We start from the raw sequence: 26,034 nt of genomic DNA on the forward strand, positions 1-26,034 counted from the left end.
TTTCTTTTAATTGTATAATGATATTGTTACCACCTTTACATTTTTGTAAATCATCCCGGTTTTTCCGTCCATATTTTATACAACTTTGTTAATTATAATAAACTAGGTGATTACAAATGAAAAAATATCCCTTTTCTTTTTATAACCCGCTCCTTCATAATCTTATGCAACCGCTTTCCACTTTGCCCAAACGTTTCGCTTCCGTTCGGGCTAAAGAAACACTTCGCCTGTTCGACTTAATTTCAGACAAGCCGGACGCCATCGATGTCGACGTCATCTCCGAAGCCGGGGAAACGGTCGGATATATTTCGGCGGAAACGCTGGTACAAGCGCTTTCCCGCGCACTGCGCGAATGCTTCGCGTTCTATGAAGGAGTGCTGCATACGGTTGATGATTCGCTGACTATTGTCGACGCGGAAGGAAACGTGATCGGCTGGAACAAACAGGCGGAAGCAATGTATCGCATCCCGTCGGAGGACATTCTGCACCACCACATTACCCGCCATTTTAAAAAAGACGCGATCATGTTGCTCAAAAGCATTCGTGACGGTTCTTCCATCTCCCGTCATTACAATCAGCCACGCGAAGGAGCACACGTACTTATCAATACATCTCCGGTAATACTTTCTGGACGCATTATCGGCGGCATTTCTGCAGAAAAGGACATCAGCGATGTGGTGCGCCTGCATGACCAGCTTTCCAGCACGACTGCCCACCTGCACAATTTGGAAACCGAACGATACGCCGAACAGCAGGAAGATCCGTTCTATAAGATTAAAGGGCGCAGCACAGCGATCACACACGCAATCGAACTGGCCCGAAAAGTGGCCCATACTGACGCAACCCTGTTAATCACCGGAGAATCCGGTGTCGGAAAAGAATTGTTTGCTGAAGCGGTACACCGCGCAAGCCCGCGGAAAGAGGGGCCATTTGTTGCGCTGAACTGTGGCGCAATTCCGGCTGCCCTGTTTGAAAGTGAACTGTTTGGCTATGAAAAAGGCGCCTTCACCGGCGCGGTTCACGAAGGGAAAAAAGGAAAGATCGATATGGCTGCTGGAGGCACGCTGTTTCTTGACGAAATCGGTGAACTTCCGCTTGATCAACAAGTGAAACTGCTACGTGTTCTGCAAGAACGGCAGTTTTACCGTGTAGGAGGACATAAACCGATTCCGACCAATGTACGTATTGTAGCCGCAACCAACCGCAACCTTGAGGAAATGGTGGAAGCGGGACAGTTCCGCCAGGATCTGTTCTATCGACTGAATGTTATATCCGTGGCTATCCCCCCGCTGCGCGAACGAAAAGAGGATATTCCGGAACTGGCACAGCTGTTTTTGAAGGAGTTTGCAGTCAAATATGGCAAACCGTTTCCAGAGTTGGCACCGAAAACGATCGTATTGCTGCTGGAATACGCGTGGCCAGGAAACATCCGACAGCTACGCAATCTGATGGAGCGCCTTGTTATTTTAACGGATCAAAAACGGATAGAGCCGGAGCATCTTCCCGAAGGGTTTCTCCCCTCCCAGACACCACTGGTTCCTCAAGCTTCTCTTCCTCGCAAAATAACAGGACGAAATGAATACGAGGAGCTGGTGGAAGCGCTCCGGACAACATACGGCAACAAGTCGGCTGCGGCTCAGTTACTTGGCATCTCGCGTGTAACATTGTACAACAGAATGAAGAAATACAATATCCAGATCGAATAGCGTCCTATCATGCCCCCTTGCTCTTCTCCTGTTTGCGTAAGCAGAAAAGAACAGCAAGGAGGCGGTTTTACTTCTGTGTGGAAGGGACAAGGTGCACGACCTGTCCCATGTTAAAATGCGGCGCGAATGATTTCTTTTATATCTTCCAGCGTTGCTTTGCGCGGGTTGGTCAATGCGCACGCGTCTTTCATCGCATTCACGGCCAACAGCTCGATATCTTCCTCCTTAGCACCCAGTTCGGCAAATCCTCTCGGAATGCCTACATCGCGCGCCAGCGTCTCAATCGCTTCAATTGCTTTTTCCGCCGCTTCCCGCATCGACAGGCCGCTGATGTTTTCACCCATGGCTTCAGCGATATCGGCAAATCGCTCGGCTCGGGAAATTAAGTTGAAACGCTCGACATGCGGCAAGAGAATCGCATTGCATACGCCGTGCGGCAAGTTATACACACCGCCAAACTGATGCGCAATCGCGTGCACATACCCAAGTGAAGCGTTATTGAAGGCCATGCCTGCCAAAAACTGCGCGTACGACATATTTTCGCGCGCCTGTAGGTTTTCGCCGTTTGCTACGGCTACGCGCAAATTCCGGCTAATCAGGCGAATCGCCTGAAGCGCACATGCGTCTGTAATCGGGGTGGCGGCGGTTGAAACATAGGCTTCTACCGCATGCGTCAATGCATCCATCCCAGTTGCCGCGGTCAAAGCAGGCGGCTTTTTTACTGTCAGCATCGGGTCATTAATGGAGATCGTTGGCGTTACATGCTTGTCTACAATTGCCATTTTTACCGAGCGCGATGTATCGGTAATGATGCAAAAGCGGGTCATTTCACTGGCCGTACCGGAAGTCGTGTTTACCGCAAACAAGGGCACCATTGGCGATTGGGAACGATCCACTCCTTCATAATCATGAATCCTTCCGCCATTAGCGGCGACCAAACCAATCCCTTTCGCGCAATCGTGTGAACTTCCCCCGCCCAGTGAAATGATACAATCGCAATGTTCTTCACGGTACATGGCAAGACCAGCTTCTACATTTTTATCCGTCGGATTTGGTTCCGCTCCGGGAAAAATCGCAGCTTGTAAACCCGCTTCTTCCACATAGGCAGCCATTTGATCGGCTACGCCAAATTGATAAAGCCCTGCATCTGTGACGATAAGCGCTTTCTTTTTGCCGTATGATTTCATACGTTCCCCGATTTCCTTTGCCGCGCCAATCCCCATTATATTCACAGCCGGCATGTAAAATCCAAACACTTGATTTTCCATTTTTCTTCTCTCCTTTCAAATTCTTTACATGAAAATATTTTCTTTTTCGTTGCACCGTTGCTATAATTCTACTTATGAAGGAAAGAAAAAGAAGGAAGGCGGAAGTTCCCTCCCTGCTGTTTCGCTTCCACTATTCATCTAACGCAAAGATTATGCCAAATTTTCCGATTAGTATAAATAGACAAAAAATATATTTCATAAGCGTTTTCTATGCGCTTCCGCTTTCAGAAGCAAAAAATCGCGGGAAAAAAGAGCAAGAATTCGGCGCTTTTAGCCAATTTTTTGTTACAATGTATCAAATCTCCGAAATGAGGGCGACACATGCACATTTCTAAATTCGCTGCACCGGAAATTCTCTTCGGGCGAGGCTCCTTGCATCAGACAGGAGAATGCTGTCGAAGGATCGGAGCCAATAAGGTATTCATTGTTAGCGATGAAGGCGTCATGGCTGCCGGTTGGGTCGAAAAGATTATCAAAGTATGCCAGGCGAGCGGATTAGCCTATGAGCTATTCTATGATATTACATCCAATCCGAAAGACTATGAAATCGAAAAAGGTGTACAGCGCTACCAGTTCAGCGAATGTGATGCCGTCCTTGGCATCGGAGGCGGCAGCGCAATGGATGCGGCCAAGGCGATCGCGATTCTTGCTACGAATGGCGGGATCATTCATGAATATGAAGGAGCCGATAAAATCAAACGACCTCTCCCACCGCTTCTGATGATTCCAACGACTGCGGGTTCTGGCTCGGAAGTTTCCCAGTTTTCCGTCATTGTGGATTCTTCCCGTAAAATCAAGATGACCATTGTTTCCAAGTCACTTGTACCGGACATCGCGATTACCGATCCACAAACGCTGGTTACAAAGGATGCGGAATTAACGGCAGAAACGGGAATGGATGTACTCACTCATGCCATCGAAGCATTTGTCAGCGTGGCGGCTACTCCGCTAACGGATGTACAAGCTAAAAACGCCATCTCACTCGTGTCTAAGCATTTGCGAGCTTCCACCGCTTCACGCACAAACGAGGAAGCAAAAGCGGCCATGGCGATGGCCAGCCTGCAAGCGGGGCTCGCCTTTTCAAATGCGATTCTCGGCGCCGTCCATGCTATGGCTCATGCGGTAGGCGGGTATCTCGATCTTCCGCACGGCAAGCTAAACGCGATTCTTTTGCCCTATGTAATGGAATATAACTTCTTGGCCGCTCCCGAGCGGTTCGGACAAATCGCCGCTTTGATGGGACAAAACATTACCGATATGACGGCGGCCGAAGCCGCGAAACGTGCGGTCTACCATGTTAAGCAACTCGCTTCAGACATCGGCATCCCGCAACGTCTTTCTGATATCGGATTTACTGAGGACTTAATCCTGCCAATGAGCCAGGCGGCCAGCGAAGACGTGTGCCTGGTTACCAATCCCCGTGACATCGGCATTCATGAACTGGAAATGATCTTTCGGAAAGCTTTATAGGAGGCGGTTATATATGATGGAAAACAAGCGAGATATTATCGAGCTGCTTACAGGCGCCCGTTCTTCCAAACGCAACTACTACACCGAATTAAAAAAGAACCTGCGCAAAATTAAAAAGAAGAATATGCAACTTGAAATTATTAATCAGGTTGTAAAAAGTTTCAATGTAGATATGTCCATAGACGATATGCTGAAAAATGTCATGGACAAGCTGAAAAATATCTTTTCCTTTGACTACCTATCCCTTTCTATGTTTGAAAACGGTAGCCTTATCCTAAGCAACGCCTATCCACAGAACCATGTGGTCATTCCACCAGGCACCCTATTAACCCCGGACGATTCATTATGCTGGAAAGCCATTCATGAAAAAAAAGTGCTGTTACATACTGTCACCCCTTCTCTGGATCAACAAGGGCTTTATGCAGAAGAACGAATCTTGTCAAATGTAAATATCGTGCAAATGCTTGCTGTTCCTTTATTCAGCAAAAATCGTCCTATCGGCGCGCTCAACCTTGGCGGTACATCTTCTGATACATATAATCATTCCGATTTAACATTTCTACAGCAACTGGCCGACCAACTAGCGGTTTGCATCGAAAATTCGCGGCTCTATAACGAGGTGCTACAAAGCAAGCGGGAATGGGAACGAACGTTCAGTGCCGTGAAGGACTTGCTATTATATGTAGACATGGATTATCATATTCTTCGTTTCAATCAAGCAGTTTGTGAATTTCTCCGCATTCCCGAAACCAAAATTTATGGAAAAAAATACGACGAATTATTTCGTCCCCCGACTCATACATGGACGCTTTGCCCGTTAAGCGAATGCTACCGTACGAGGCAAACCGCCTATCAACAACTTCAGCTTGTCGGCAAACGCATTTGTGATGTATTTGCTTATCCGGTTCTGAATGAAGAGAACGAGATGTACGGAGCGATTCTTTACATAAAAGATGTAACAAAAAAGCTACACATCGAAGCACAGCTAATCCAATCCGGGAAATTGGCGGCAATCGGCGAAATGGCAGCTGGTGTTGCACACGAATTAAATAACCCCCTCACAGCCATTCTTGGAAATACGCAACTTCTATTGCGGGAAAGTGAAAATGGAACACGCAAGAATCAATTGCTGCACGATATTCTTATTTGCGGTAAACGATGCAAAAACATTATTCAAAATCTTCTTACGTTTTCCCGCCAAGAAGATTACATGTTTTATGAATGCTCATTAAATGACGCGGTCAATCAGGTGCTCAGCCTTGTTCGTTATCAAATTGAGCGCAGCAATATTTCGCTTACCGTACAACTCCAGACGGACTTACCGCTTATAGAAGGAAGCATCCAGCAAATCGAGCAAATCATTCTCAATCTATTGCTCAATGCAAAAGATGCCGTCAACGCAAACGGGAAAAAACAAAAAAACATCGCTATCCAAACCGTTCAAAAAGACAAACGGTTTATATGCCTGCACATCAGGGATAACGGCTGCGGAATCGCAGAAGAAAACAAAGACGAGATTTTTCACCCTTTCTTTACAACGAAGGAAGCGCAACAAGGCACAGGACTCGGTCTTTCCGTCAGCCTTGGTATCGCCCGGGCGCACGGCGGAACCATCGAAATGGAAAGCAAAGCTGGACATGGAAGTTGCTTTACCCTTATTCTTCCGGCTCTGTATGAAAGAAACGAACAATGATAAGGAGAAATGATATGAATCGAATGCTAATTGTTGACGATGAAACACAGGTACAAACGTTTTTTTCCTATCTACTGCACAGGAAAGATATCCATCTTTCATTTGCTAGCAATGCATATGAAGTTATGGCAGCGCTCGCCGGCGAACCATATCAGGCCGCTCTTGTCGACTTAAAGCTGCCAGATACGAACGGACTCGATATTTTAAAAGCCATCAAGGAAAAAATGCCCGGGTGCAGAGTTATCATTATGACCGGTTACGGTACGGTAAAATCAGCGCTTGAAGCCATCCGACTCGGTGCGGAAGATTATATCGAGAAGCCGTTCGATGATATTGATGAACTAGAAAGGCTGATTCACAGTCTCTTCACCTCTCCTGTGAATCAGCGACAAACGGAAATGCTGCGCCTGGCCGAACAAACCGGATTTATTGTCGGTCAAAGTACCGAGATGCATCATTTGCTATCCCTCGCCTACAAAATTGCGCGCAAAAATATTACCGTATTGATCGAAGGAGAAACCGGTACAGGAAAAGAAGTGCTTGCCCGCTTTCTTCATCACGCCAGCGCACGACAGCAACAACCTTTTATCGGGGTCAACTGCGGAGCGTTTACGGAAACATTGCTGGAAAGCGAATTGTTTGGCCATGAAAAGGGCGCTTTTACCGGCGCCACCCAAACACGCAAAGGATTATTTGAGATCGCCAGCAAAGGCACGTTATTTTTCGACGAAATTGGCGATGCTTCCCCTTCCATTCAGGTTAAACTGTTGCGTGTCTTAGAGACAAGGGAATTTATGCGGATCGGAAGCGAACAGCACCGTCATACGGACGCACGCATTATTGCCGCTTCTCATGTCAATTTGCATGAAGCGGTCAGGCAGGGAAAATTCCGTGAGGACTTACTCTACCGCTTGAATGTAGTCAAGCTTTCTATTCCGCCGTTGCGCGAACGAAGAGAAGATATTCCATATCTCGTGCAATACCTTGCCAAACGACACAAAACCGGCGAAATGTTCTTCGTCTCTGAAACACTGGCTCTGATGCAAGAGTATGACTGGCCTGGAAATATAAGAGAACTATCCAATGTGGTAGCACGCGCACTTACGCTGGCAGATGGAGAAACGTCAAGAATTACTCCCGATTATTTACCTGCTTCCATCGTTAAGCCAGTCCGTATATCTCAAACTTCCTCCCCTTCTCCCAGGAACGAAGGACAAGCGCTTCTGCCATTTGAAGACTATCTTGAATCATGGAAACAAGAGCTGCTTGCACAATGGCAAAGCAGCATAGAGCACATCGATTTCCCATCGATTATGAAACGCATAAAAGAACTGGAACGAATAATTGAAAAAGCCTTTGTCACGAAAGCGCTACGTGAAACACTGGGCAATCAGAAAAAGGCTGCCCGTCTATTAAATATTAGCGTCCGCACCCTGCGCTATTTACTGAATGAAAAAGGAAAGTAATGTACCCGCGCGTCCGTTTTCCATGACGAAGCCAAACGGCCAGGCCGCACGCCGACCCACCTACTTTCGCGAAAAAATGACGGAGCCTTCCTCATTTTTCAAAGTTTACATGTATCAAAGCGGCTGCGCCGATCATTCCCGCATCTTTTTTCAACAGCGCTGGAACGATCGGAGTATTGCGTGCCGCCGGGTTTAGCGTATGGTTTCTCACATACTTTCGAACCGCTGCAAATAGAGGATCGCACTTCCGCTACACCGCCGCCGATCACGATCCTCTCCAGATCAAACAAATTAATTAAAGCGACGCATCCCATGCCAATATATGTAAATGTTTCCTCGATTAGAGGTACGATCCGAGGTTCGTTCTTTCGGTAAAGGGCAAACACCTCTTTTGTCGTAAGCTTCGTTCCCATCACCTCGGACGCGCGCCTGGCAATCGCTGTTCCTGATGCAACCCACTCAAAGCAGCCTTTCTGTCCGCAAGCGCATCTTCCCTGTGCCGGATCAATCACGATATGGCCGACCTCGCCCGCATTCCCGCGATAGCCGGAAACCAATTTTTTATCGATAACTACACCGGCCCCAATTCCGGTGCTAATGGTCAAATAGATAAAATGCTCGCACCCTTGGGCATTACCTGCCCAATTTTCGGCAAGAGCGGCACAATTTGCGTCATTCTGAAGCAGGACCGGAACCGAATTTTTTCGCTTTAGTTCTTCAACTACGCAAAAATCGTCCCAAGACGGCAAATTCACCGGGCAAATCAACTTACCCTGTTTTGCGTCTAAAGGTCCCGGGGCACCGATGCCAATTCCTGCAACTTGTTCCATTGTTATTCCCTTCTTATCAAGCAGGCGTAAAATGTGTTCTGCAATTTGTGCAACCATTTCCGTCGCAAGGATCGATACATTCGTTGGAATTATCGTCGATGCGGCAACACAGCCCTTGGCATCGATGATTCCAATCGCCACTTTCGTTCCTCCGATATCTACTCCAACAGCGAAAGGTTTCACTTTCACCTCCATACCCCCTTGTACCAAAGTTCCAATTCTAGAAATCTCACGACCCGAAAGCCGAAAACGCTGATATAAATAAAAAATATGTACATTTATTCTATACATAGCATTAAACATAGCGATCCCAAGCTTGGAATCCACCATCTCATAATATAAATATAAATATCAAGTGCCGTTAAAATAAATCAATCCTTCCGCCTATCCAACAAAATCAACTTGGCCTGCTAACAAAAAAGGAGTCCTCCCTTAAAGCTCACAGGATTTATCAAAAGGTAGGACTCCTTTTTCATGTTTGATCAGTTTATGCCTGTCACCAAGAAATAAAAAGGTCAGAACATGCCGCATGAAGCGCCTTTTCCATTTTTTTCTTGATCCGCTTCAAACCCTGTTCTGATTCGGCTTCCGCTCGCAACACCAAAATCGGTTGAGTGTTGGAACTTCGTATCAATCCCCAGCCGTCTCCGAATAAAACCCTTACTCCGTCGACATCAATAATATCATGCTTCCCGCTGAAATGCCGTTTGACCTGCTCCAGTACCGGCTGCTTTTGCCCTTCCTCACATGGGACTCTCGTTTCAGGGGTAGAAAAATATTGGGGCACATCCGAAAATAAATCAGACAAACGACGCTCGCTGTGCGACAGAATGCGTAACAATCTTCCCGCCGCATAAAGTGCGTCGTCAAAACCGTAGTACTCGTCACGGAAAAACAAGTGTCCCGACATTTCTCCGGTAAAAGGCGTGTTGATTCTTTTCATCGTCGCTTTAATATGGGAGTGTCCCGTCCGGTGAAAGACCGGCTTCCCTCCCAACCGCTCGATCTCCTCAACCAGCCCCTGGGAACATTTAACTTCCACCAGCGCTTCGCATCCAGGATACTTCGGCAAAATTTCACGCCAAAACAAAATCATGAGCTGATCGCCCCATAATATGTGTCCTTTCTCATCCACCACTCCAAGGCGGTCACCATCGCCGTCAAAAGCGATACCGAGATCCGCCTGTTCTTCCTTTACTTTAGAAATTAAATCCTGCAAATTTTTCGGGTCGACCGGATCGGGATGATGATTCGGAAAGCTCGGGTCAGATTCACAATATAACGGTATGACGTCGCATCCCCAAGCCTTTAACGCCTTCGGCACAAAAGGCGACGGGGTTCCGTTTCCACAGTCAGCAACCACTTTCAATTTTCTCGGCCCCAGCTTGATTTTTTCCCGCAGCATATGCAAATAAGGGGTTTCAATATCGCGTGGTTTCAACAAATTCTTATCCCAATCAAATGAATCCGGTATCGCTTCCGAAGCGTTAAGCTCCTTCATCACCGTCTTCAATTGTTGAATGGCACTTCCGTAAATGGTAGTCTTATCCATCGCAATTTTAAATCCGTTTTCGTCCCCCGGATTATGACTTGCGGTGATAATTACCCCGCACGATATATTAAAATGTTCCAACGCGTAGTAAAACATCGGGGTCGTCACTTCACCAACATCAATCACTTCGCAACCTGACCGATGAAGCCCACTAATTAAAGCACGATGCAATTCCGGTGAAGACGTTCGGTTATCCCTTGCAACTACGGCCTGACTTACTCCTCTTTTTTTCACTTTGTCGCCAAAAGCTCTGCCTAACAGATACGCGAACCGCTGATCAATATCCGCTCCCGCTTTTCCTCTTATGTCATATTCCCTAAAAACGTGAGCGGGCATCACAGCATTCTCAGACACAACAGACATTTGCCTCAACCTCCAATTTCAAAATGGAATAGTTGGCCTCCGTTAGCAAGTACGCGATCGTCGATTCAGCACCTTGATTTCCATTGATTCCTTTCGGTGTTAAACCGTCATGGCAGCTACCTTCCTGGAAATTAACCAGCGGCGTTTGCCAGTCATTATTTCCGTAAAACCAAGAACGGCATTTGTTAAGCACTTCCCAATATATAAGATCTCCCAGTACCCGATACGCCTGCGCTGAGGCCAGCGCCAATTTCATCACTTCGATCGGCTGTTGATCCCACTTGCTTCTCGTCTCTTCCGTACACCAGCCCCTGTTCCCAATGGGTCTGATCCACCCCTGAGGCGCGGTCATTTTCTCAATCAAAAAATCAAGGCTTTCTTTGGCAATCTGGCGTGTTTCCTGTTTTTCCGTGACGTTATAAGCATGAAGCATCGCCCACGGAAAAGCACCATTACTGTAGGTCATCACCGGTTCAAACCAATGCCATCCAGCCCGGGCGTGACAGCGATAAAGTTCCGTTAATTTATTTTCAAAAAGTCTTACACGGGAGCGTAAAACGGATTCCATTCCCGCCCCCCAGCGCTCCAGCGTTTCCTTAATTTTGGTGAGATTACCTGCCAGTAAGCTGCATGCTGCGAGCGCATAAGCCCATCCACGGGGATAAGCCATCTGGGCGCATGGTTCCATTCCTTTATCGAATATCTGTTCAGCTGCAAGCAAGCGCTCTTGATCATGCCTTAATTTGACGATCGTAATCGCACTTGCCCAAAGCGCTCGCCCAAGACAATCGTCGGAAGGACGTTCTGGTTCCGGTGTCCGATCATATGCGAAGTTATTATGAAAATGGCCGTCCTCACGCTGTGCCCATAACAGGAAAGCCAGGTACCGGTCAATAAGATGAAAAAGCTTTTCTTTTTGCGACTCGTTGGGGATTAACGAATAATAATGAAGCCACTCGAGACAAACCCACAACGCCCTCGCATTATCGTCGGTTGTATACCCCTCTTTGCGCCGGGGAATCATTCCTAAGCTATGCTCCAACAGCCCCGTGTCATCCGTCATCCGTTCCAGATGGCGAAAACTAACTGTATAAGGATACAATTTCTTTCACCTCTCTTTGCCCTTCTCCCCGAGGTGAAAGCGTCTGAGCCGTTTGCGCGACCCGGGCAAAAAGGCGGGCGTATTCCGCTCCCACATGCGGCCAGTGCATCGTTCGCCCGATTTGCTCCATCCTTTTTTCCCATTGTCTTAATTCGTCTGGATTGGAAAGAAGCCGGATCAGTTTTTGCGCCCAGGCGGTGTAATCTTTGTACGGAACCAACAATTCTTCATAACCTCGTAACAGGTCTTGCGCATACGTGTAAGGAGTTGTCACTACAGGTCGTCCCAATCCTACGGCATAGGCGAGCGTTCCGCTCGTAATCTGCTGCATTCCCGGATAAGGAGTGACATAGAGATCGCATGCCGTTATATACTTCACCAAGTCCTCTTCCGCTACATACCGATCGATCATCAGCACGTGTTGCTCTAACCCTTTTTCGCGGATCAGTTCCTGCAACTCTTGCCGATACGATTCGCCTTCCCGTTTCTTTACCTCAGGATGTGTTTGACCAACAATGACATACAGTATATCAGGCACCACTTTTACAACCATTGATAATGTGTGCAGGAGCATTTCAATTCCTTTTCCCCTGCTTAGAAGTCCGAACGTAAGCAAAACCTTTCGGCCTGTCCATTGCAGTTGCTCCCTGAACTGCTCCCTTTTTTCGGGTTCCGGAACCGGAGTGCCATGTGGAATAAAAACAATTTTGTCTTCCGGTATCGAAAAAGCGTCCACTAAATATGGAATCGCCTTTCGATTCATTACGACAATACGGTCGCTTCTTTGCGCGATCACTTGTTGAATGGAACGATAGGGTTCTTCCGGCTTTTGAAAAACCGTATGAAAAGTAGTAACGAGCGGCTTCTTTACGTTTTCAATAAATTCAAGAATATACTCGCCCGCATGACCGCCGAAAATACCGAATTCATGCTGCAGCGAGACGAGCGAAACATGACTGTTGTTAATTTTTCTGGCCATTTTGGTATACGCTTCTTTTTTATCACGCAACAAAGGCCAAAGAGCTGGATCAGGCTCTTGGTACATCGATTGTTCCTTAGATCCGATCATAACGATAACCGGATCTAACCCTTTCCATCCTTTTGCCGCCTTCACGTTTTGCCTTAGATGGTGGGTATACGTTGCCAAACCGCATCTTTTTGGAATATACGTACTTACATAGGCTATACCGTTCATCCTTGTAATCCACCTGCCCATCGATTCATTACGGCCTCATAAAGAATATGCTTGGAACCTAACTCCAGGTCGTAGCCAAAAATGCAGTTCTTCAACTGTGTAGCATTGTGAACCCTGCATCTGTTCCACATAATCGTTTCCGAGCAGCGGACGTTTTGCCCGATTTCACAGTGGTCCCCTATGACCGCATAAGGCCCGATCACGCTGCGATCACCAATTTTCACACGATTTCCAATAAGCACCGGCGGAACAAACAACACCCCTGACCCAATTTTCGTATTTTCACCGATCCAGATGCCATTTTCTTCTTCCTTTCCTCCCAAAGGAAGCCTGAACTTTCGCTCCAATAGGTCCCAGTGAACCTTACGGTAGCGTTCTTTCGTTCCCATATCGAGCCAATAACCATCAATGACTTTACCGTAGACTCTCATTCCCTTTTCGATCAATAGCGGAAACGTCTCTCTTTCGATCGATACCTCTTCCCCTTTCGGAATCCACTCCAACACCGTTTTTTCCATTACATAAATACCGGCATTGATGCGGTTGGAAGGAGCCTCTTCTTTACTCGGTTTCTCCACAAAACGGACAATTTGCCCAAACGGATCCTGCTCGACCACGCCGTACTGCGAAGGATCTTTAACCTCAGTCAATCCGATCGTGACCGCTCCTCCGTGCTCCAGATGAAAATCCAGCAAAGGCTGGATAGCCACTTGATGAACAATATCGGCATTCACAACAAGGAAACGATCATCCAAAAACTCCTGTGCATTTTTGATCGCGCCCGCCGTACCAAGCAACGTTTCTTCGACTGCGTATTGAATGCGCACACCTAATGAAGTTCCGTCACCTAAATAATCACGAATCATCTCTGGATAGTGCTTCACCGCGATCACAAAATCAGCAATTCCTTCGCTCTTCAAATGCAGTATGAGATGCTCTAACCACGGCCGATTTCCGATCAGCGCCATCGGTTTCGGCAAATTCTCCGTCAACGGTCTTAGACGCGTTCCCAATCCGCCAGCCAACAGCAATGCTTTCATCTACATCATCTCCTACATAATGTTATAAAGTTTAAAAATAGCAGAAAATGCAAGAAGAAAGACTTTACATGGAAGCTGGTTCATCTGATAAATTTAGCAACAATGGGAATCTAACAATAAAGTATGTACGTTCAAACGAGAACAAAGAGAAAACCTTACCACTGTTTATGAAATTTTCTCTCACGCAACTTATTAGCACTCATATAAAACGGCTGCTAACAATAATATAAAAATCATTCGTATTCTTTACAACGGCGATCAATGTTAATGTTTGACTATTTTCTGTCGATTCCTTGCAAAATCATTTATTTTTTTCTTGAAATATAAATTTTTTTCTTGTTTACGCCTGCTTAGTTTTCCATTGAATACGATTCATTTTTTTTGCATGTCAGCAAGAGAAAAAAGAAACAAATCCATTTTTTTTGCAAAAAATAAGCCTTATTTGTGCTTCATTTTCTTTTTTCGTTGTTGAATTGATTGAATAAACATACTAGATATAAAAATATAAATACCTTTCCTCTCCTAAATTCCAATACATGGTAGGAAAAACCGCCTTAATGCTCGCATTAGGCTGTTTTGCTTCATCTTTCTAATCCTGACTGTTGAATTTTTCAAAAATCCATCGGTAGGGTGATGAAACATGAAGGCATATCCTGTCAAGTTCTTTCCTATTCCACAAGAACGAATTTGGGGTGGAAACCAATTAAAAGAGTGGTTTGATGTACGCACTTCAAAGCCTATTGGGGAATACTGGGTGTTATCCAGTCATCCCAATGCAATGAGCGTTGTCATGAACGGACCTCTTTCCGGAAAAACACTCGTTCAATTAACGGAAGAATTTCCCCAGGACTATTTAGGCCATTCTCCACAGGATCGTTTTCCCCTGCTTATTAAATTCATTGAGGCCCGTGAAGATTTATCCGTCCAAATCCATCCGAACGATTGCTACGCGAAGGAAGTCGAAAGTGACTTTGGAAAAACCGAGGCATGGTACATCCTGGAACATAAACCGAATGCGAAAATCGTGTACGGTCATACGTTCAAGAATAAGGAAGAATATCTACGGGCTATTGCAGAGAAACAAGTTCCCTATTTTTTGCAAACGAAAGAGATTACAAAAGACGAGCTGATTTTCGTCCCTGCGCAAACTCTTCATGCTTTACTATCCGGAACCATTTTGATCGAAATTCAACAAACGTCTGATATTACATATCGTGTATACGATTGGGAGCGCGTGGACAAAAACGGAAAAAGCCGAGAGCTACATATTGATAAAGCGGCAGATGTGATGATTTACGATAACTCCAATCCGCTGGCAACACAATCGAACCAGGAGCGCTTTTTTATCTCGAAGACATCTACTATGAAACATGAACATCTACTGACATGCCCTTATTTTTCGATCGAGAAACTTTTGATTAAAAATGGGGGATGTGACCTATCACTCGGAAAAAAAGGGAATCCAGACATACTGATCGTGGCGGAAGGAAGCGGTGTGCTCGAAACCGATACGAACAGCGAGAATTTGGAACTAAGACGCGGCGACACGATTTTGATTCCGAGTACGTGTAACGGCTATCACATCCACACAAAGGAACAATTATCTCTTCTCAGAACATTCTATTAAGTTATCCACGGCTACCATCTTCGTATCCTCATTATTTACCTTCGCGCACCACGACCACTTCCAGGCCGAATGTCGCTGTGGTGATCATTTCAACTTTGCTTATATACAAGCTCTTTATGTTATAATAAAGTAAATTTAGAAAAATCAAAATGATAGGAGATATGGTAGTGAAAACAAATCATATTGTAAATCTCGGTGACAATATATACCAGATTGAACTTGTGGATCGCATGCAGCAAGGTCGTTCAACCGGCTACTTTATTGACAGCGAGCAAAAAACGGTCGTAGAAATGGGCGCAAGCGTTTCCGTTCCACGTGTGCTCGCCGCGCTTGAAGAGCTGGGTGTGGCCCCCGCACAAATTACATACGTTATCGTAACGCATATTCATCTTGACCATGCGGGAGGAGCCGGACTATTGCTCGAAAAACTGCCAAACGCCAAGCTGGTGGTTCACCCGCGCGGCGCGAAACATATGATGAACCCTGCGAAATTAATTGCAGGCGCGAAACAAGTGTATGGCGACGATTTTGACCGCCTGTTTACCCCGATCATACCGATTGCAAAAGAGCGAATGATGATCGCGGAAGACGGAATGGAGCTTGCCATCGACGATAATCGTACGCTCGTATTTTATGACAGTCCGGGGCATGCATACCACCATTTTGTAGTGTACGATCCGGTAAGTAAAGGATTGTTCAGCGGTGACGCCATCGGCATCAGCTTTCCTTGGTTAAAAGAAACATTCGGTGTTGACTTCTATACGCCAAGCTCGTCGCCCACACAATTTGACCCGGAAGCAATGAGCGCCACGTTGCGCCGCTTCGCCAACCTGGATGTAGAACAAATATATATGACTCATTATGGCCGTCATGCGGACGCGCAACGCATCATTGCGGAAAATATCGAACGGACAAATATGTATGCCCGCATCGCCGAAGAGGCATATGCGGAACATGCGACCTGGGAGCATGTGGCTGAGCGTTTACGCCGCTACTTCCATAACGAATTAGTCAAAATGGGCGTACCGGAAAACGATCCAATTCTAAAAACATTCGAGTTCGATATCCAGATGAACGCAAAAGGTATGTTCCATTATATGGAGACCAAAGTACGCTCCCAAAAGTAAGCAGATGAGAAAAGCCCGCATCCAAATTTTCGGATGCAGGCTCTTTTGTTTTTCTCTTGGCGCAGCTGTTTATTTCGTAGCGCGACCCATGCTGCGCAAAATAAAGCTAACTACAAACGCCACGATAATTGCGCCGATAACCGCCGGAATGATCGCAAACCCGCCAATAACCGGCCCCCAGTTACCAAACAGCGCTGAACCAATCCAGGCGCCGACAAAACCCGCGATAATGTTACCGATAACTCCCCCCGGGATGTCACGTCCGGCAATTAGGCTTGCCAACCAGCCGATAATCCCGCCTACAATCAAAGACCAGAGAAATGCCATATGTGTGTCCTCCTTTTTCCTATAGCTTTCTACCGTGGTATCGTTAGTATTCACCTAGATCTTAAAATCGTAACATACATATAGTGGAAAACATATTATTTCTAAATCTCAAAAATTTTATCATTTTTTTCATTCGGTAATCCCTTCATGGGACCGACAATACGTCTTTCAGCCAATGGCATGCCTCACTGATCGTTCCATAATGAGCTGCCTTTGGAAAGTGGTGCCCATACTGCGGATAATACCAAGCCGTAAACGGCTTGCCGAGGCGCTCAAGCCGTTCTATCATGTAGCGCGCATGACGGGGACTTACCTGTTCGTCTTTTCCTCCCTGAATAAAAAGGACAGGACATGTGATGTCTTCAGCCCGGTACAGCGCTGAACGTTCCATATAGGCGCGCGCGTCCTTAACCGGATGACCGACCACTCGTCTGAGCATCCGGCGTAAATCTGCGCGCTCTTCGTATGTAAGATGCAAATCGACCACCCCTCCCCAGGAAACGACGGCACGCACAAAGTTCATCTCCGCCGCGGCGAGAAACGCGCCCATCGCGCCCCGGGAAAAACCGATAACCGCGAGGCGCTTTTTGTCCACCCACGACAAATGTGCAAGCAAATCAAACGCGCCATACACATCCTCGCGGTCCGCGCCGCCGAATTCATCATGTCCTTCCCCGCCCTCATTCCCGCGATAAGAAGGGGCGCATACGACAAAGCCGCAAGCTGCCATATGCTCAATCCATGTGATTTGTACCATACCGACCCGGCGAATTCCTCCACGACAGTATACAAGCCCCGGATATATGTCAGGCGCCTTTGGGCGGGCTAAATATCCGGCCACAACCGCATCACCCGACTTGTACAGAATGTGGTAGACGCTTACATCGGGCAAGGACGAAGGCAGAGCGATGCGGGAAATCAACATAAAAATCCCTCCTTCTGCTAAAAAATGGCACCAAATAGGCTGTTGCCGAATAATATATCATGAAAAAAATAAGGAGTGGATGCTTTCTGGATATTTATGTTGTAAAACCAGGCGACTCGCTCTGGTCTATCGGCCAAGCATACGGCGTCGATCCGGCGGAAATTGCGCTCGTTAATGAGTGGAGAACACCAGATCGTCTCGTCGTCGGCCAGACGCTTGTCATTCCAACCAGGGTCAGACGACATACGGTTAGGCCCGGCGACTCGCTCTGGTCCATCGCCAACCGCTATGGGGTCAGCGTAGACGCGCTGCTGACGCTCAATCCGCTGCCGCCGCCCTACGTTCTCACGCCTGGTCAAGTGTTGCTTATCCCTTCCGTAAGCAAAAAATACGGAACAATCGGAACAAATGGCTACATTGAGCCGCGTGCTCCGAACCGTGACGTCCCGATTGTCCGGCAAACAGCGCCGCACCTTACATATCTGTCCGTTTTTAGCTATCATGTAAGGTCCGACGCTTCGCTGGAGCCGATAAACGACACGTCCGTAATCCAAGCTGCGCTGCAAAATAATGTGGCGCCGATGATGGTCATTACGAACTTTGCAGAGGGAAACTTCAGAGCAGAGATTACAAGCGCCATTTTTACCAATCGCACACTGGAAAACCGCCTATTTAACAACGTGCTGCGGGTCGCGAAGGAAAAAGGCTACCGCGCCATCAACGTGAACTTCGAACGGATTTATCCAGAGCAACGAAATTTATACAATGCGTTTCTAGAACGCCTGACCGCGTTTATGCATAACAACGGCCTGCTCGTGTCCACCGCGCTCGCCCCGAAATCGTCCGATCTCAAAACAGGCGAATGGCATGGTGCACATGATTACGCCGCCCACGGCCGCATCGTCGATTTCGTGATCATTATGACATATGAATGGGGATGGAGTGGAGGCCCACTCCGTCGCATAAGCATTCATAAATAAAAAATGGAACGATCTTACGTCCACATCCTATACCACCCTACATAAATTTTACGCTTATTTCTCCTTTTCTCCATCTCCTTCCTCCCTCCGCTCCTCTTGCTTCGCAGCGGCGACGCGCTGCGGCAATCCGGTCCGTAGCAAAAATTCAAAAAACTCCCATACCGCCTACTCGCCGAGTACACTTTTTTCATCTTTTATCCACATTATACCGCTCCCTCCCTGCTTTACTGTATGCGAGCACAAAGAGGGGACAGCCTTTTTCTTATGTGAAGTAATGAAAAGATTTTTCTCATTATTTGTAAAAAATAAACGCGCGAAAAAACACTTTCACATCATTAGTGAAAGTGTTTTTTTTCGCGCAATTGCCCGGAATACGAACCCGGCTTTCGATAGCGGGAAAGCGGGGACAACACATTCGTGTACGACAAGGAATACAACAGAAGCGCGCTCCAAATCAGCGAAAAACTGACCAAATGAACAAAAGTAAAAGCTTCTTTAAACACAAACACCCCAATTAACAAGCTAATCGTAGGCGATACATATTGAATAAAGCCGATCGTTGATAGCGGCACGACACGCGCACCCTTGGCAAACCAAAGCAGCGGCAGCGCCGTCACAACGCCCGTGCCAACCAACATCAGCAGCGTAAGGCTGGAACCATATCCAAGCGCTCCGCTTCCCCGCGTTTCCAGCAACAGAATATACATAAGCGCAAGCGGAGCCATAAAGGCGGTTTCAAGGACTAGACCAACCAGCGCCTCCGTCTGCGCCTTTTTCTTCACAAGGCCATACAGCGCAAAGGTAGTCGCCAGCGCGACAGCAATCCATGGAATTCTGCCGTGCTGCACCGTCAAAATCGCCACACCAACGCTCGCGAGCGCCAGCGCAGTTATCTGCCATCCTGTCAGGCGTTCGCGCAGCACCAGCACACCGAGCACCACATTAAGCAACGGATTAATATAATATCCCAGACTTGCTTCAACTACATGCCCGTTGTTAACCCCCCATATATAAACAAACCAGTTCGCGCTAATTAAAACGGAACTGAAAAAAGCAAACAGAAGGTTATTTCTGTTCTTAAACGCAGTTGCAAATACATTCCAGCGCCGATAGAAAAACAAAAGAAAGACGACAAATACGAAAGACCAGAAAATTCGATGCGCCAAAATCTCAAAAGCAGGAATATCATCAAGATACTTCCAATAAAGCGGCAACAATCCCCACACAACATATGCAATAACGATGTAGGCGACACCGGCCGCTTTTTCTCTCTCTTCTTCCTCATGTTTCATTATATTCCCCCTCCCTGTATTTTATTTCATTCCTCCTGGTACAATCTTATCTTTTCATTATAGAACAATAAAGTAAAAATTTACAAATATAAAGGCCCGTTTGCAACTTCATCAGGTATGGCTCCTATGTGGAGGATGTTGGTACTTACTTGATATTCTTACAGTTACGCATAGGAAAGAAATTATGTATCCCATAACTTTGCATATGTAAACATGAAAAAAGTTAAATTCAGATAAGTCGTTTTTCTTCAAATTGAAATTCTCGATTCAGTGAATGATTCAGACCGCTTCGTGAAAATATATATATTGACTGTTTTATCCAAAGGGAGGTTCATATGAGCACATTATACGAAAGGCTTGGCGGCGAAGAGACAATTGCTAAAGTGGTGGACTACTTCTATGATTTAGTTTTAGCAGATGATACCGTGAACCATTTTTTCAAAAACACGGACATGGAAAAGCAGCGCCGACATCAAACGAAGTTTATTAGCTTCGCATTAGGCGGACCCAATCAATACACTGGTGGGTCTATGGCAAAGGTGCACGAAGGAATGAATATACAGCCTGCTCACTTCGATGCTATCGTTAGACATCTTCGTGATGCTCTTGCACATTTTGGTGTTGATGAAGATGATATAGCCCAAGCATTAGAAAAGGTGGAAAACTTACGAGAAGATATTATATATAAATAGTATCTCATTCTTTTATAAATACAAAACCCTACCACCCAATAAAGGGTAGTAGGGTATTTTCGCAAACATTTCGAGAAAATGCTCGATATGGTCAGCTATTCACGGTCTTCCTACCTGACGCCTTCCTCACCTCGTCAGCCAGCTCACCAAGCTCTTTCATATCCTTACGCAGCGCCTCTGCTGCTCTGTGGTACTCGTCCAGCTTCTGCTGACACTTGTCCGGCTTCGCGTTTTCTTCTTGCCACATTTTCTGATATTGCTTCATTTGTTCATCCTTCTCTTTCCATTCTGCTTGGATGAGGGCGATGATTTTGTCTGCTTTCGCTACGGGAATCATGTATGGATGATGATACGGACTGGTTTCTCCTGCGCTATCTGGCTGAATACCGTACGCGCTAGCTTTTTCCTCACTCCTTATCGAAGAATGTAGCAGGAGGTGATACTTTGGCTACGTATATCGTGAATGTCTACAAGAGAGAGGTTCATGTCAGCGCAAATATTACATCCAAGTGCAACATCGAGAAAATGCGAGACAATCACCACGTTGATACGGACGTGGACGATTGGTCAGTAGGATATAATCCTTTTAAACGCTGTCCGTATTGCTACATAGAAACGAATATCGCGCAGGAAGCATAGGGGTGGCAGCCCCTCTTTTTTATGCGTTTTATCTCTAAGATAAAACAAAAAGCACCGGAATTATCCGATGCCTTTTCGCAATTATGCACATTTATTCTTCATGTTGTTTTAGAAATTAAATTCCTACAGGTGGAATAACCAGTTTGTATTTTTCGCTATCCTTTACTCTTTCTAATTTTGCAAACCCTCTATTCTCAAGATATTTATACGATAACAACTCTGCCCCGGCAGCTACATTGACTGTAGCAGTTTTTTCCCTATATATAATGATAATTCCTTTTTAAATACTTGAAATTATGTAGTGATTTATTATCAGGCTTTAAGCTGTATATATGCTTACCGTAATTTATTTTGTTACATTTTAGGCTCAATAACAATTTCAACACGTCGATTTTTTTGCCGGTTTTCTTCAGTATCATTAGGCGCAATGGGTTGGCTTTCGCCATACCCTTTTGTTCTTATATGAAGGTTCTCTTCTTCATAGGTTTCCTTTAAATAATTGCTAACCTCTTTTGCCCTTCGTTCAGAAAGTGATTTATTATATGCCTCCTCACCTATGTTATCAGTATGCCCATTTATTTCTATTTTTGCTCCTTCGTACTTTTTAAAAACTTCACCTATCTCATTTAATACAACTTTTGCTGATGGCTTTAATTCACTCTTATCAAAGTCAAAGAGAACGGTATCAGGAATTCGAATTTTAATTTGTTTATTATCAGATGTTACAGAGAGATCAGGTGCCTTTAATTTTGGTACATCAAACTTAGGGGCTTCTAGTTTAGGAACTTCTAGTTTAGGAACTTCTAGTTTAGGAGCTTCTAGTTTAGGAGCATTTATTTCTGGTACAGATGTTTGTTGCTCCTTTTCCGCACATGCAGAAAGCAACAAAAAAGAAAGTAAAAATAAAAACATTACATTTTTATGGTTTAACACTTTTTACTCCTCCCTTTGCTAATAGAAGTTTCCTTAATAATAACAAATAAAAGATAAAAAGTTACTTTTTATTCCTTTTTTATCTAATGTGTTACTATTGGCCATTTAATTTAATATGGTTTTTAGTAATACGGATAAGGTTCCAAAATAAAATCGATACAACTTACACACCTCCATATGTTTTCTACCAAAGAAAAAAGCGTAACTATTGGCTACGCTTTTTTGGTTATTAGATTAAGACTCCACCTACTGTCATCCCTTCGACTTCTATCATGTCGGCATGTGACTCGCTAGTAACGTCCTTTAGCTCACGCTCATCCTTATCTTCTACAACAGCCTTCTGCATTTCGACAGATAAGATGCCCCACTTAGACAAAAGGGATTTAAGCACAGTTTTCATGGCCATAGCATCCCAATCGTTTTTCCACCCAAAATCCGATTTACTGAATCTTTTCCTATGCTTTTCAACCTGTTCTTTCGTCCAGTAGACGGTTTTTCTAAATCCGTTTAACAGTTCGAAATAAGCTGCATATCCGATTACGACATCCGAGGCTCGTGATTCAAAATCAATGTCGATTTCTTCAGTAAGAGGATTCCACTTTTTAAGTTCACCTTCGTAGAGGGAGTCACATTGATATACCGATATTGAGCAGACCGCAAGGCCAATTGAATGTATCCTTTGTACCCCAGATGAAATTGTGCTTTGTTTCCGTAAGGGATAATCCAGGCATACCCTAAATTTTTGTCAATCGGCAAATCCAATGTAGCAGCAACGATTGCAGAAGAAACAATGCTCATCGATTCGCATTTTTGCAATGATGTTTCACTGTTATATAAATTGATAATGGATGTGATGTATTATGGTTTTCCATTCGGCGACGAGTATTTGCTTGCATCGTTTTGCCTCCTATTTGATTTTCAAAGAGCGTTCGTGATAAGATTTAAGTAACCGATTATCAAAGTGATTATGACCTGTTGCCGCAGGTCATTTTTGATTACCCTGCAACCTTTTGGATTGCAAAATCAGCAATGTACTCCCTGATGCAATCGCGTCTGTCATGCAACAAACCTTCATCTGTCTCCCAAACCAGTTCTTCTTCATAGACTCCACCGCCGCAAGTGATGCATTCACCAACGACTCGCGCTTCTTTTGGGTCTGGAAGACCTTGAGAAAACCTGTCTAAGTTCGTCATATTCTAACCCCCTTTCGTGCCAGCGCCCCTACCCCTACACTGGCGTTGCAGCCCTTTAGCTGCGCCTATGTAGTTCTTGTTGTGGTGGCCCCCTGTCGAACTTACACCGACTGTAGGCTTGTCCTATGGGCTAAAAAGTCAGGGCATCGCCCTGTAAGATAGTAAAGGTTGGAAGGCAAAGGGCTTATGTCTTTACTTCATAGCTCATCCCTCCTTTCGGAAGTGCTGTAGGAGCCAGGCAGAGAGAAAAGATGTGGTTAAGAGGTGGAATTCCCGGCCCCTACAGCAAGCCCGAGCTTGCCGTACACACGAACGTGTGTTATGATTTTTGTGACCATTTCTGCTAAGCTGTTTGAGTGTTCCCGCACTCGGCAGCTTTTTTCATGTAATAAAGTGACAAATCATGATAGCGCCGCAGATTCAATTTGTGATATGACCATGCTGCTAGATATCCTTTCTCTTCCCCTGCTGCTTTATATGCCTCAGCCAACTTCAAGAACTCATCAGCTTCTTTCTTGGCTTCTTGCATTTCTAGTTTGATTCGATTCAGTTCCAGACGATGTTGATAGGCTTCGTTTTGTTCGGCATCCATCAAGCTCATATCGTAGTCAGCCGTCCGTTCTAGCACTTCCTGTATACGTATATTCCAGCTCATCGCAACACCCTCCTAACTTCCTGCCCCCATTCTTCTACCGTCTCCATTTGTGCTATTAAGCGTCCGTGGCGCCACTCCGATTTCTTCAGATGCAACCTCGATGCTAAGTCCGGCGCAATTTCTACACTCTCGGTACATGGCTCCCCCCCCCTTTCGATAGGATAATAAAAGTAGAAGCCAACTATCTCCTTTCACCACCTTTCACCCGCCGGGCGTTTCCCAGTAGTCGATGAGCAGCTTCGATCAGTCGTGCCAGCTCTTGTTGCTTTTGCTCCGGCGTGCGCTGTGCAAAAACCCGATCGATGCCGCGACTGATTTCTTCGCTTTCTTTGCGAAGTTCTTCGGCTTGGTGGTTCATGCACTGACCTCCTTTCCTTCGTTTAAAGGCTTGTCCCGAAGAAAAATTCCGGGATTCACCCGGTAGTAGGCGTAGTGGGCTTGGACTTCTCTTGCTGTTTGGCTCTTTCTTCTGCTTCAGCTGCCAATACACGCTCGGGGATACCCGAGTTTACAAGATAGTCAAAGTACTGCTTAAAAAGTTCTTCTGGAGGTGTGTTGAAAATGATGATCGTCTTGGATTGCTTCATATCCTCCCCTCCCTTCTTGCTTAAAGATATGGTGTAGGACAACGAGGACTGCCCTGTGATTTAAACTTATTAATTTGTAAGATTTTCCTCTCTCCCTGTCGAATTATGGTATTCGGAAGAACTAGGATTTTGGCAAGTTTGAGTTCTTCCGATAGCGGCTTCCAACTTCTCAACTCGAGCTTCCAGCTCAGCGAGACGTTGCTCAGTCGTTTTCAAGGTTTCACCTCCTTAGGCTGTTTGTTTCATCATCCAGCAGTTCGGCGACCATTATGCCGAGAGCTTTGGCGATGCGTCTTAAAACTGGTATTGACGGAATGGTTTTACCAGTTTCAATTTCACTCAGGTATGCTTGAGCGATTCCAGCTTTATCAGCAAGTTCATTTTGAGTCATGTCTTTGCTGTTTCTCACCATTCTGACTTTCTTCATCGCTGTCAGCCTCTTTTCACTTTCTATTATATCGTTTTCAGCGATATAAAAAGAAAAAAGATAGTTATTTACGATATTTTTTATTCAGTTTTTCTGTTTTTATATAGTTGTCAGCTATATAATGATAGGTGGGTGATTATTTTGGATATTGGACAAAGAGTTAAAGACTTACGAACTTTAAAAGGTATGAAGGTAGTTGAACTTGCAAAAAAAGCTCATATTTCACAACCTTATTTAAGCGATATAGAAAAAGGCAGAACCACACCATCTATTGATAAGCTGACATCAATTTGCGAAGCACTGGATGTAACGTTGGGGGAATTTTTTGGATATACCCCCAACCTGCCCCCCGACCTCCTGCAACTCATCGAGACTGCCAAGAAACTCACACCAAAGGAACGGAAAGCGTTAACCACATTTCTACAAACTTTGAAAGGATGATCTCTTATGGATGAAACAAAAGTTTTACTGAACAAAATTATCGAACGTTTGGACGTACAAAGCGCCACGCTCGAACAACTTAAGATGGATGTAGCGCACATACAAGGTGATGTAACAGAACTAAAAGAGACACTACAAAAACACGATGATTTACTTGCTCGCCTTATTGAAGGGCAAGAACGCCAAGATAAAATCCTTGAATCGCTTGCTCTTCGCTCCCTGGAACAAGAAACCGAACTGCGCGAACTCAAGCGTATCAAGTAGCTATCATCTATTTGGTGACTTCCTTCCCTAGTTCAGCAAGATGCTGCTCGATGTTCATGCTCTCACCTTCTTTCAGGCTGATTTAGAGTTGTTTTTATTACCTTTTGGTAATGAAAATGTATAAGAAAATGCCTGTTCAAAGGTTATATTTTCACAATTTCTTAGGACACAGACAATAAACTTGCTACCAGGATTATGCTTACCATTAAGTATGCGATTTACGGTACGATGCGCTCCCCC

At 45.4% G+C, this 26,034-nt stretch carries 29 protein-coding genes and 1 pseudogene; 11 read left to right on the forward strand and 19 right to left on the reverse strand.

Annotation, left to right across the window (positions count from 1 at the left end):
• Positions 1-116: 116 nt before the first annotated feature.
• Positions 117-1,706, forward strand: a complete 1,590-nt coding sequence (locus tag BLR88_RS02890) for a sigma-54 interaction domain-containing protein (protein WP_175493545.1) — start codon at positions 117-119, stop codon at positions 1,704-1,706.
• Between the two features lie 110 nt (positions 1,707-1,816).
• On the opposite strand, the gene BLR88_RS02895 is transcribed toward BLR88_RS02890, so the two are convergent.
• Positions 1,817-2,974 (reverse strand): iron-containing alcohol dehydrogenase, encoded by a 1,158-nt coding sequence (locus BLR88_RS02895; protein WP_057899010.1) that lies wholly within the window; start codon positions 2,972-2,974, stop codon positions 1,817-1,819.
• A 321-nt stretch (positions 2,975-3,295) separates the two neighbouring features.
• Between BLR88_RS02895 and BLR88_RS02905 the strand changes: the two genes are divergently transcribed.
• Genes BLR88_RS02905 through BLR88_RS02915 form a run of 3 tightly spaced genes read left to right on the forward strand, consistent with a single transcriptional unit; the run spans position 3,296 to position 7,603 of the window.
• Complete coding sequence (locus BLR88_RS02905; RefSeq protein ID WP_057899012.1) at positions 3,296-4,444, forward strand: iron-containing alcohol dehydrogenase; 1,149 nt, start codon at positions 3,296-3,298, stop codon at positions 4,442-4,444.
• A 13-nt stretch (positions 4,445-4,457) separates the two neighbouring features.
• Positions 4,458-6,137: a GAF domain-containing sensor histidine kinase gene (locus BLR88_RS02910; protein WP_322787637.1), complete on the forward strand. Its 1,680-nt coding sequence runs from the start codon at positions 4,458-4,460 to the stop codon at positions 6,135-6,137.
• Between the two features lie 14 nt (positions 6,138-6,151).
• On the forward strand, positions 6,152-7,603 hold the full coding sequence (locus BLR88_RS02915; RefSeq protein WP_057899013.1) for a sigma-54-dependent transcriptional regulator: 1,452 nt from the start codon (positions 6,152-6,154) through the stop codon (positions 7,601-7,603).
• Between the two features lie 98 nt (positions 7,604-7,701).
• Here BLR88_RS02915 and BLR88_RS02920 read toward each other — a convergent pair whose 3' ends face one another.
• The 5 genes from BLR88_RS02920 to BLR88_RS02940 all read right to left on the reverse strand — a co-directional run bounded on the left by BLR88_RS02920 (position 7,702) and on the right by BLR88_RS02940 (position 13,685).
• The gene (locus BLR88_RS02920) at positions 7,702-8,622 is read right to left on the reverse strand and encodes an ROK family protein (protein WP_236781862.1); all 921 of its coding nucleotides are present in this window, start codon (positions 8,620-8,622) and stop codon (positions 7,702-7,704) included.
• A gap of 307 nt (positions 8,623-8,929) precedes the next feature.
• Complete coding sequence (locus BLR88_RS02925; RefSeq protein WP_057899014.1) at positions 8,930-10,348, reverse strand: phosphomannomutase/phosphoglucomutase; 1,419 nt, start codon at positions 10,346-10,348, stop codon at positions 8,930-8,932.
• Positions 10,332-11,450: a hypothetical protein gene (locus BLR88_RS02930; protein ID WP_057899015.1), complete on the reverse strand. Its 1,119-nt coding sequence runs from the start codon at positions 11,448-11,450 to the stop codon at positions 10,332-10,334. The genes BLR88_RS02925 and BLR88_RS02930 overlap by 17 nt, the downstream gene beginning before the upstream one ends.
• A complete protein-coding gene (locus BLR88_RS02935) occupies positions 11,431-12,645 on the reverse strand; it encodes a glycosyltransferase family 4 protein (protein ID WP_057899016.1) in 1,215 nt (404 codons plus the stop codon). The genes BLR88_RS02930 and BLR88_RS02935 overlap by 20 nt, the downstream gene beginning before the upstream one ends.
• A complete protein-coding gene (locus BLR88_RS02940) occupies positions 12,642-13,685 on the reverse strand; it encodes a nucleotidyltransferase family protein (RefSeq protein WP_057899017.1) in 1,044 nt (347 codons plus the stop codon). Before BLR88_RS02940 ends, BLR88_RS02935 begins: the two co-directional genes overlap by 4 nt.
• A gap of 640 nt (positions 13,686-14,325) precedes the next feature.
• Between BLR88_RS02940 and BLR88_RS02945 the strand changes: the two genes are divergently transcribed.
• Together BLR88_RS02945 and BLR88_RS02950 are read left to right on the forward strand one after the other, a co-directional pair.
• Positions 14,326-15,312, forward strand: a complete 987-nt coding sequence (locus BLR88_RS02945) for a type I phosphomannose isomerase catalytic subunit (RefSeq protein WP_057899018.1) — start codon at positions 14,326-14,328, stop codon at positions 15,310-15,312.
• A gap of 167 nt (positions 15,313-15,479) precedes the next feature.
• Positions 15,480-16,439, forward strand: a complete 960-nt coding sequence (locus BLR88_RS02950) for an MBL fold metallo-hydrolase (protein WP_062731156.1) — start codon at positions 15,480-15,482, stop codon at positions 16,437-16,439.
• 69 nt (positions 16,440-16,508) lie between these two features.
• Here BLR88_RS02950 and BLR88_RS02955 read toward each other — a convergent pair whose 3' ends face one another.
• Positions 16,509-16,766, reverse strand: a complete 258-nt coding sequence (locus BLR88_RS02955) for a GlsB/YeaQ/YmgE family stress response membrane protein (RefSeq protein ID WP_057899020.1) — start codon at positions 16,764-16,766, stop codon at positions 16,509-16,511.
• A 145-nt stretch (positions 16,767-16,911) separates the two neighbouring features.
• A complete protein-coding gene (locus BLR88_RS02960) occupies positions 16,912-17,691 on the reverse strand; it encodes an alpha/beta hydrolase family protein (protein ID WP_057899021.1) in 780 nt (259 codons plus the stop codon).
• A 59-nt stretch (positions 17,692-17,750) separates the two neighbouring features.
• Here BLR88_RS02960 and BLR88_RS02965 point away from each other — a divergent pair, with 59 nt between their 5' ends.
• Positions 17,751-18,671: a LysM peptidoglycan-binding domain-containing protein gene (locus tag BLR88_RS02965; protein WP_057899022.1), complete on the forward strand. Its 921-nt coding sequence runs from the start codon at positions 17,751-17,753 to the stop codon at positions 18,669-18,671.
• Between the two features lie 335 nt (positions 18,672-19,006).
• Here the strand turns inward: BLR88_RS02965 and rarD are convergent, their stop codons facing one another.
• Positions 19,007-19,963 (reverse strand): EamA family transporter RarD, encoded by a 957-nt coding sequence (gene rarD / locus BLR88_RS02970; RefSeq protein WP_057899023.1) that lies wholly within the window; start codon positions 19,961-19,963, stop codon positions 19,007-19,009.
• A gap of 335 nt (positions 19,964-20,298) precedes the next feature.
• Between rarD and BLR88_RS02975 the strand changes: the two genes are divergently transcribed.
• Positions 20,299-20,655 (forward strand): group I truncated hemoglobin, encoded by a 357-nt coding sequence (locus BLR88_RS02975; protein WP_091259895.1) that lies wholly within the window; start codon positions 20,299-20,301, stop codon positions 20,653-20,655.
• A 91-nt stretch (positions 20,656-20,746) separates the two neighbouring features.
• Here the strand turns inward: BLR88_RS02975 and BLR88_RS02980 are convergent, their stop codons facing one another.
• The gene (locus BLR88_RS02980; protein WP_057899025.1) at positions 20,747-20,992 is read right to left on the reverse strand and encodes a hypothetical protein; all 246 of its coding nucleotides are present in this window, start codon (positions 20,990-20,992) and stop codon (positions 20,747-20,749) included.
• 107 nt (positions 20,993-21,099) lie between these two features.
• Here BLR88_RS02980 and BLR88_RS02985 point away from each other — a divergent pair, with 107 nt between their 5' ends.
• Complete coding sequence (locus tag BLR88_RS02985) at positions 21,100-21,294, forward strand: hypothetical protein (protein ID WP_057899026.1); 195 nt, start codon at positions 21,100-21,102, stop codon at positions 21,292-21,294.
• A 354-nt stretch (positions 21,295-21,648) separates the two neighbouring features.
• On the opposite strand, the gene BLR88_RS02990 is transcribed toward BLR88_RS02985, so the two are convergent.
• From BLR88_RS02990 to BLR88_RS03010, 9 genes and pseudogenes are all read right to left on the reverse strand, one after another.
• Positions 21,649-22,227 carry an OmpA family protein gene (locus BLR88_RS02990; RefSeq protein WP_091259897.1) on the reverse strand — a complete coding sequence of 193 codons (579 nt, stop codon included), beginning with the start codon at positions 22,225-22,227 and terminating at the stop codon, positions 21,649-21,651.
• Between the two features lie 229 nt (positions 22,228-22,456).
• Positions 22,457-23,076 (reverse strand): annotated as a pseudogene (locus BLR88_RS02995) (recombinase RecT); the annotation flags it as partial.
• Positions 23,077-23,222: 146 nt separating this feature from the next.
• A complete protein-coding gene (locus BLR88_RS03000; protein WP_091259899.1) occupies positions 23,223-23,420 on the reverse strand; it encodes a hypothetical protein in 198 nt (65 codons plus the stop codon).
• Between the two features lie 343 nt (positions 23,421-23,763).
• On the reverse strand, positions 23,764-24,075 hold the full coding sequence (locus BLR88_RS03005) for a hypothetical protein (RefSeq protein ID WP_057899029.1): 312 nt from the start codon (positions 24,073-24,075) through the stop codon (positions 23,764-23,766).
• Positions 24,076-24,087: 12 nt separating this feature from the next.
• Entirely contained in the window at positions 24,088-24,213 is a 126-nt protein-coding gene (locus BLR88_RS20310) for a hypothetical protein (RefSeq protein WP_257721568.1), read from the reverse strand.
• A 43-nt stretch (positions 24,214-24,256) separates the two neighbouring features.
• A complete protein-coding gene (locus tag BLR88_RS19330) occupies positions 24,257-24,433 on the reverse strand; it encodes a hypothetical protein (RefSeq protein ID WP_156424052.1) in 177 nt (58 codons plus the stop codon).
• Between the two features lie 55 nt (positions 24,434-24,488).
• Positions 24,489-24,662: a hypothetical protein gene (locus tag BLR88_RS19335; protein ID WP_175493546.1), complete on the reverse strand. Its 174-nt coding sequence runs from the start codon at positions 24,660-24,662 to the stop codon at positions 24,489-24,491.
• 69 nt (positions 24,663-24,731) lie between these two features.
• The gene (locus BLR88_RS19340; RefSeq protein ID WP_156424054.1) at positions 24,732-24,878 is read right to left on the reverse strand and encodes a hypothetical protein; all 147 of its coding nucleotides are present in this window, start codon (positions 24,876-24,878) and stop codon (positions 24,732-24,734) included.
• A gap of 4 nt (positions 24,879-24,882) precedes the next feature.
• A complete protein-coding gene (locus BLR88_RS03010; protein ID WP_057899030.1) occupies positions 24,883-25,089 on the reverse strand; it encodes a helix-turn-helix domain-containing protein in 207 nt (68 codons plus the stop codon).
• Between the two features lie 141 nt (positions 25,090-25,230).
• Between BLR88_RS03010 and BLR88_RS03015 the strand changes: the two genes are divergently transcribed.
• Positions 25,231-25,530, forward strand: coding sequence for a helix-turn-helix domain-containing protein (locus BLR88_RS03015; protein WP_091259901.1), 300 nt, complete (start codon positions 25,231-25,233; stop codon positions 25,528-25,530).
• Positions 25,531-25,536: 6 nt separating this feature from the next.
• A complete protein-coding gene (locus tag BLR88_RS03020) occupies positions 25,537-25,794 on the forward strand; it encodes a hypothetical protein (protein ID WP_057899031.1) in 258 nt (85 codons plus the stop codon).
• Positions 25,795-26,034 lie beyond the last annotated feature (240 nt).

The sequence above is a fragment of the Aneurinibacillus thermoaerophilus genome, from assembly GCF_900099925.1.
In the GTDB taxonomy this organism is placed as follows: domain Bacteria; phylum Bacillota; class Bacilli; order Aneurinibacillales; family Aneurinibacillaceae; genus Aneurinibacillus; species Aneurinibacillus thermoaerophilus.

Bases quoted from the DNA above. Each gene is read 5' to 3' on its own strand.
- BLR88_RS02890 (WP_175493545.1), top strand. From the start codon at position 117: ATGAAAAAATATCCCTTTTCTTTTTATAACCCGCTCCTTCATAATCTT.
- BLR88_RS02895 (WP_057899010.1), bottom strand. From the start codon at position 2,974: ATGGAAAATCAAGTGTTTGGATTTTACATGCCGGCTGTGAATATAATG.
- BLR88_RS02905 (WP_057899012.1), top strand. From the start codon at position 3,296: ATGCACATTTCTAAATTCGCTGCACCGGAAATTCTCTTCGGGCGAGGC.
- BLR88_RS02910 (WP_322787637.1), top strand. From the start codon at position 4,458: ATGATGGAAAACAAGCGAGATATTATCGAGCTGCTTACAGGCGCCCGT.
- BLR88_RS02915 (WP_057899013.1), top strand. From the start codon at position 6,152: ATGAATCGAATGCTAATTGTTGACGATGAAACACAGGTACAAACGTTT.
- BLR88_RS02925 (WP_057899014.1), bottom strand. From the start codon at position 10,348: ATGTCTGTTGTGTCTGAGAATGCTGTGATGCCCGCTCACGTTTTTAGG.
- BLR88_RS02935 (WP_057899016.1), bottom strand. From the start codon at position 12,645: ATGAACGGTATAGCCTATGTAAGTACGTATATTCCAAAAAGATGCGGT.
- BLR88_RS02940 (WP_057899017.1), bottom strand. From the start codon at position 13,685: ATGAAAGCATTGCTGTTGGCTGGCGGATTGGGAACGCGTCTAAGACCG.
- BLR88_RS02945 (WP_057899018.1), top strand. From the start codon at position 14,326: ATGAAGGCATATCCTGTCAAGTTCTTTCCTATTCCACAAGAACGAATT.
- BLR88_RS02955 (WP_057899020.1), bottom strand. From the start codon at position 16,766: ATGGCATTTCTCTGGTCTTTGATTGTAGGCGGGATTATCGGCTGGTTG.
- BLR88_RS02960 (WP_057899021.1), bottom strand. From the start codon at position 17,691: ATGTTGATTTCCCGCATCGCTCTGCCTTCGTCCTTGCCCGATGTAAGC.
- BLR88_RS02965 (WP_057899022.1), top strand. From the start codon at position 17,751: ATGAAAAAAATAAGGAGTGGATGCTTTCTGGATATTTATGTTGTAAAA.
- rarD (WP_057899023.1), bottom strand. From the start codon at position 19,963: ATGAAACATGAGGAAGAAGAGAGAGAAAAAGCGGCCGGTGTCGCCTAC.
- BLR88_RS02975 (WP_091259895.1), top strand. From the start codon at position 20,299: ATGAGCACATTATACGAAAGGCTTGGCGGCGAAGAGACAATTGCTAAA.
- BLR88_RS02980 (WP_057899025.1), bottom strand. From the start codon at position 20,992: ATGATTCCCGTAGCGAAAGCAGACAAAATCATCGCCCTCATCCAAGCA.
- BLR88_RS03000 (WP_091259899.1), bottom strand. From the start codon at position 23,420: ATGACGAACTTAGACAGGTTTTCTCAAGGTCTTCCAGACCCAAAAGAA.
- BLR88_RS03005 (WP_057899029.1), bottom strand. From the start codon at position 24,075: ATGAGCTGGAATATACGTATACAGGAAGTGCTAGAACGGACGGCTGAC.
- BLR88_RS20310 (WP_257721568.1), bottom strand. From the start codon at position 24,213: ATGTACCGAGAGTGTAGAAATTGCGCCGGACTTAGCATCGAGGTTGCA.
- BLR88_RS19330 (WP_156424052.1), bottom strand. From the start codon at position 24,433: ATGAACCACCAAGCCGAAGAACTTCGCAAAGAAAGCGAAGAAATCAGT.
- BLR88_RS19335 (WP_175493546.1), bottom strand. From the start codon at position 24,662: ATGAAGCAATCCAAGACGATCATCATTTTCAACACACCTCCAGAAGAA.
- BLR88_RS03010 (WP_057899030.1), bottom strand. From the start codon at position 25,089: ATGAAGAAAGTCAGAATGGTGAGAAACAGCAAAGACATGACTCAAAAT.
- BLR88_RS03020 (WP_057899031.1), top strand. From the start codon at position 25,537: ATGGATGAAACAAAAGTTTTACTGAACAAAATTATCGAACGTTTGGAC.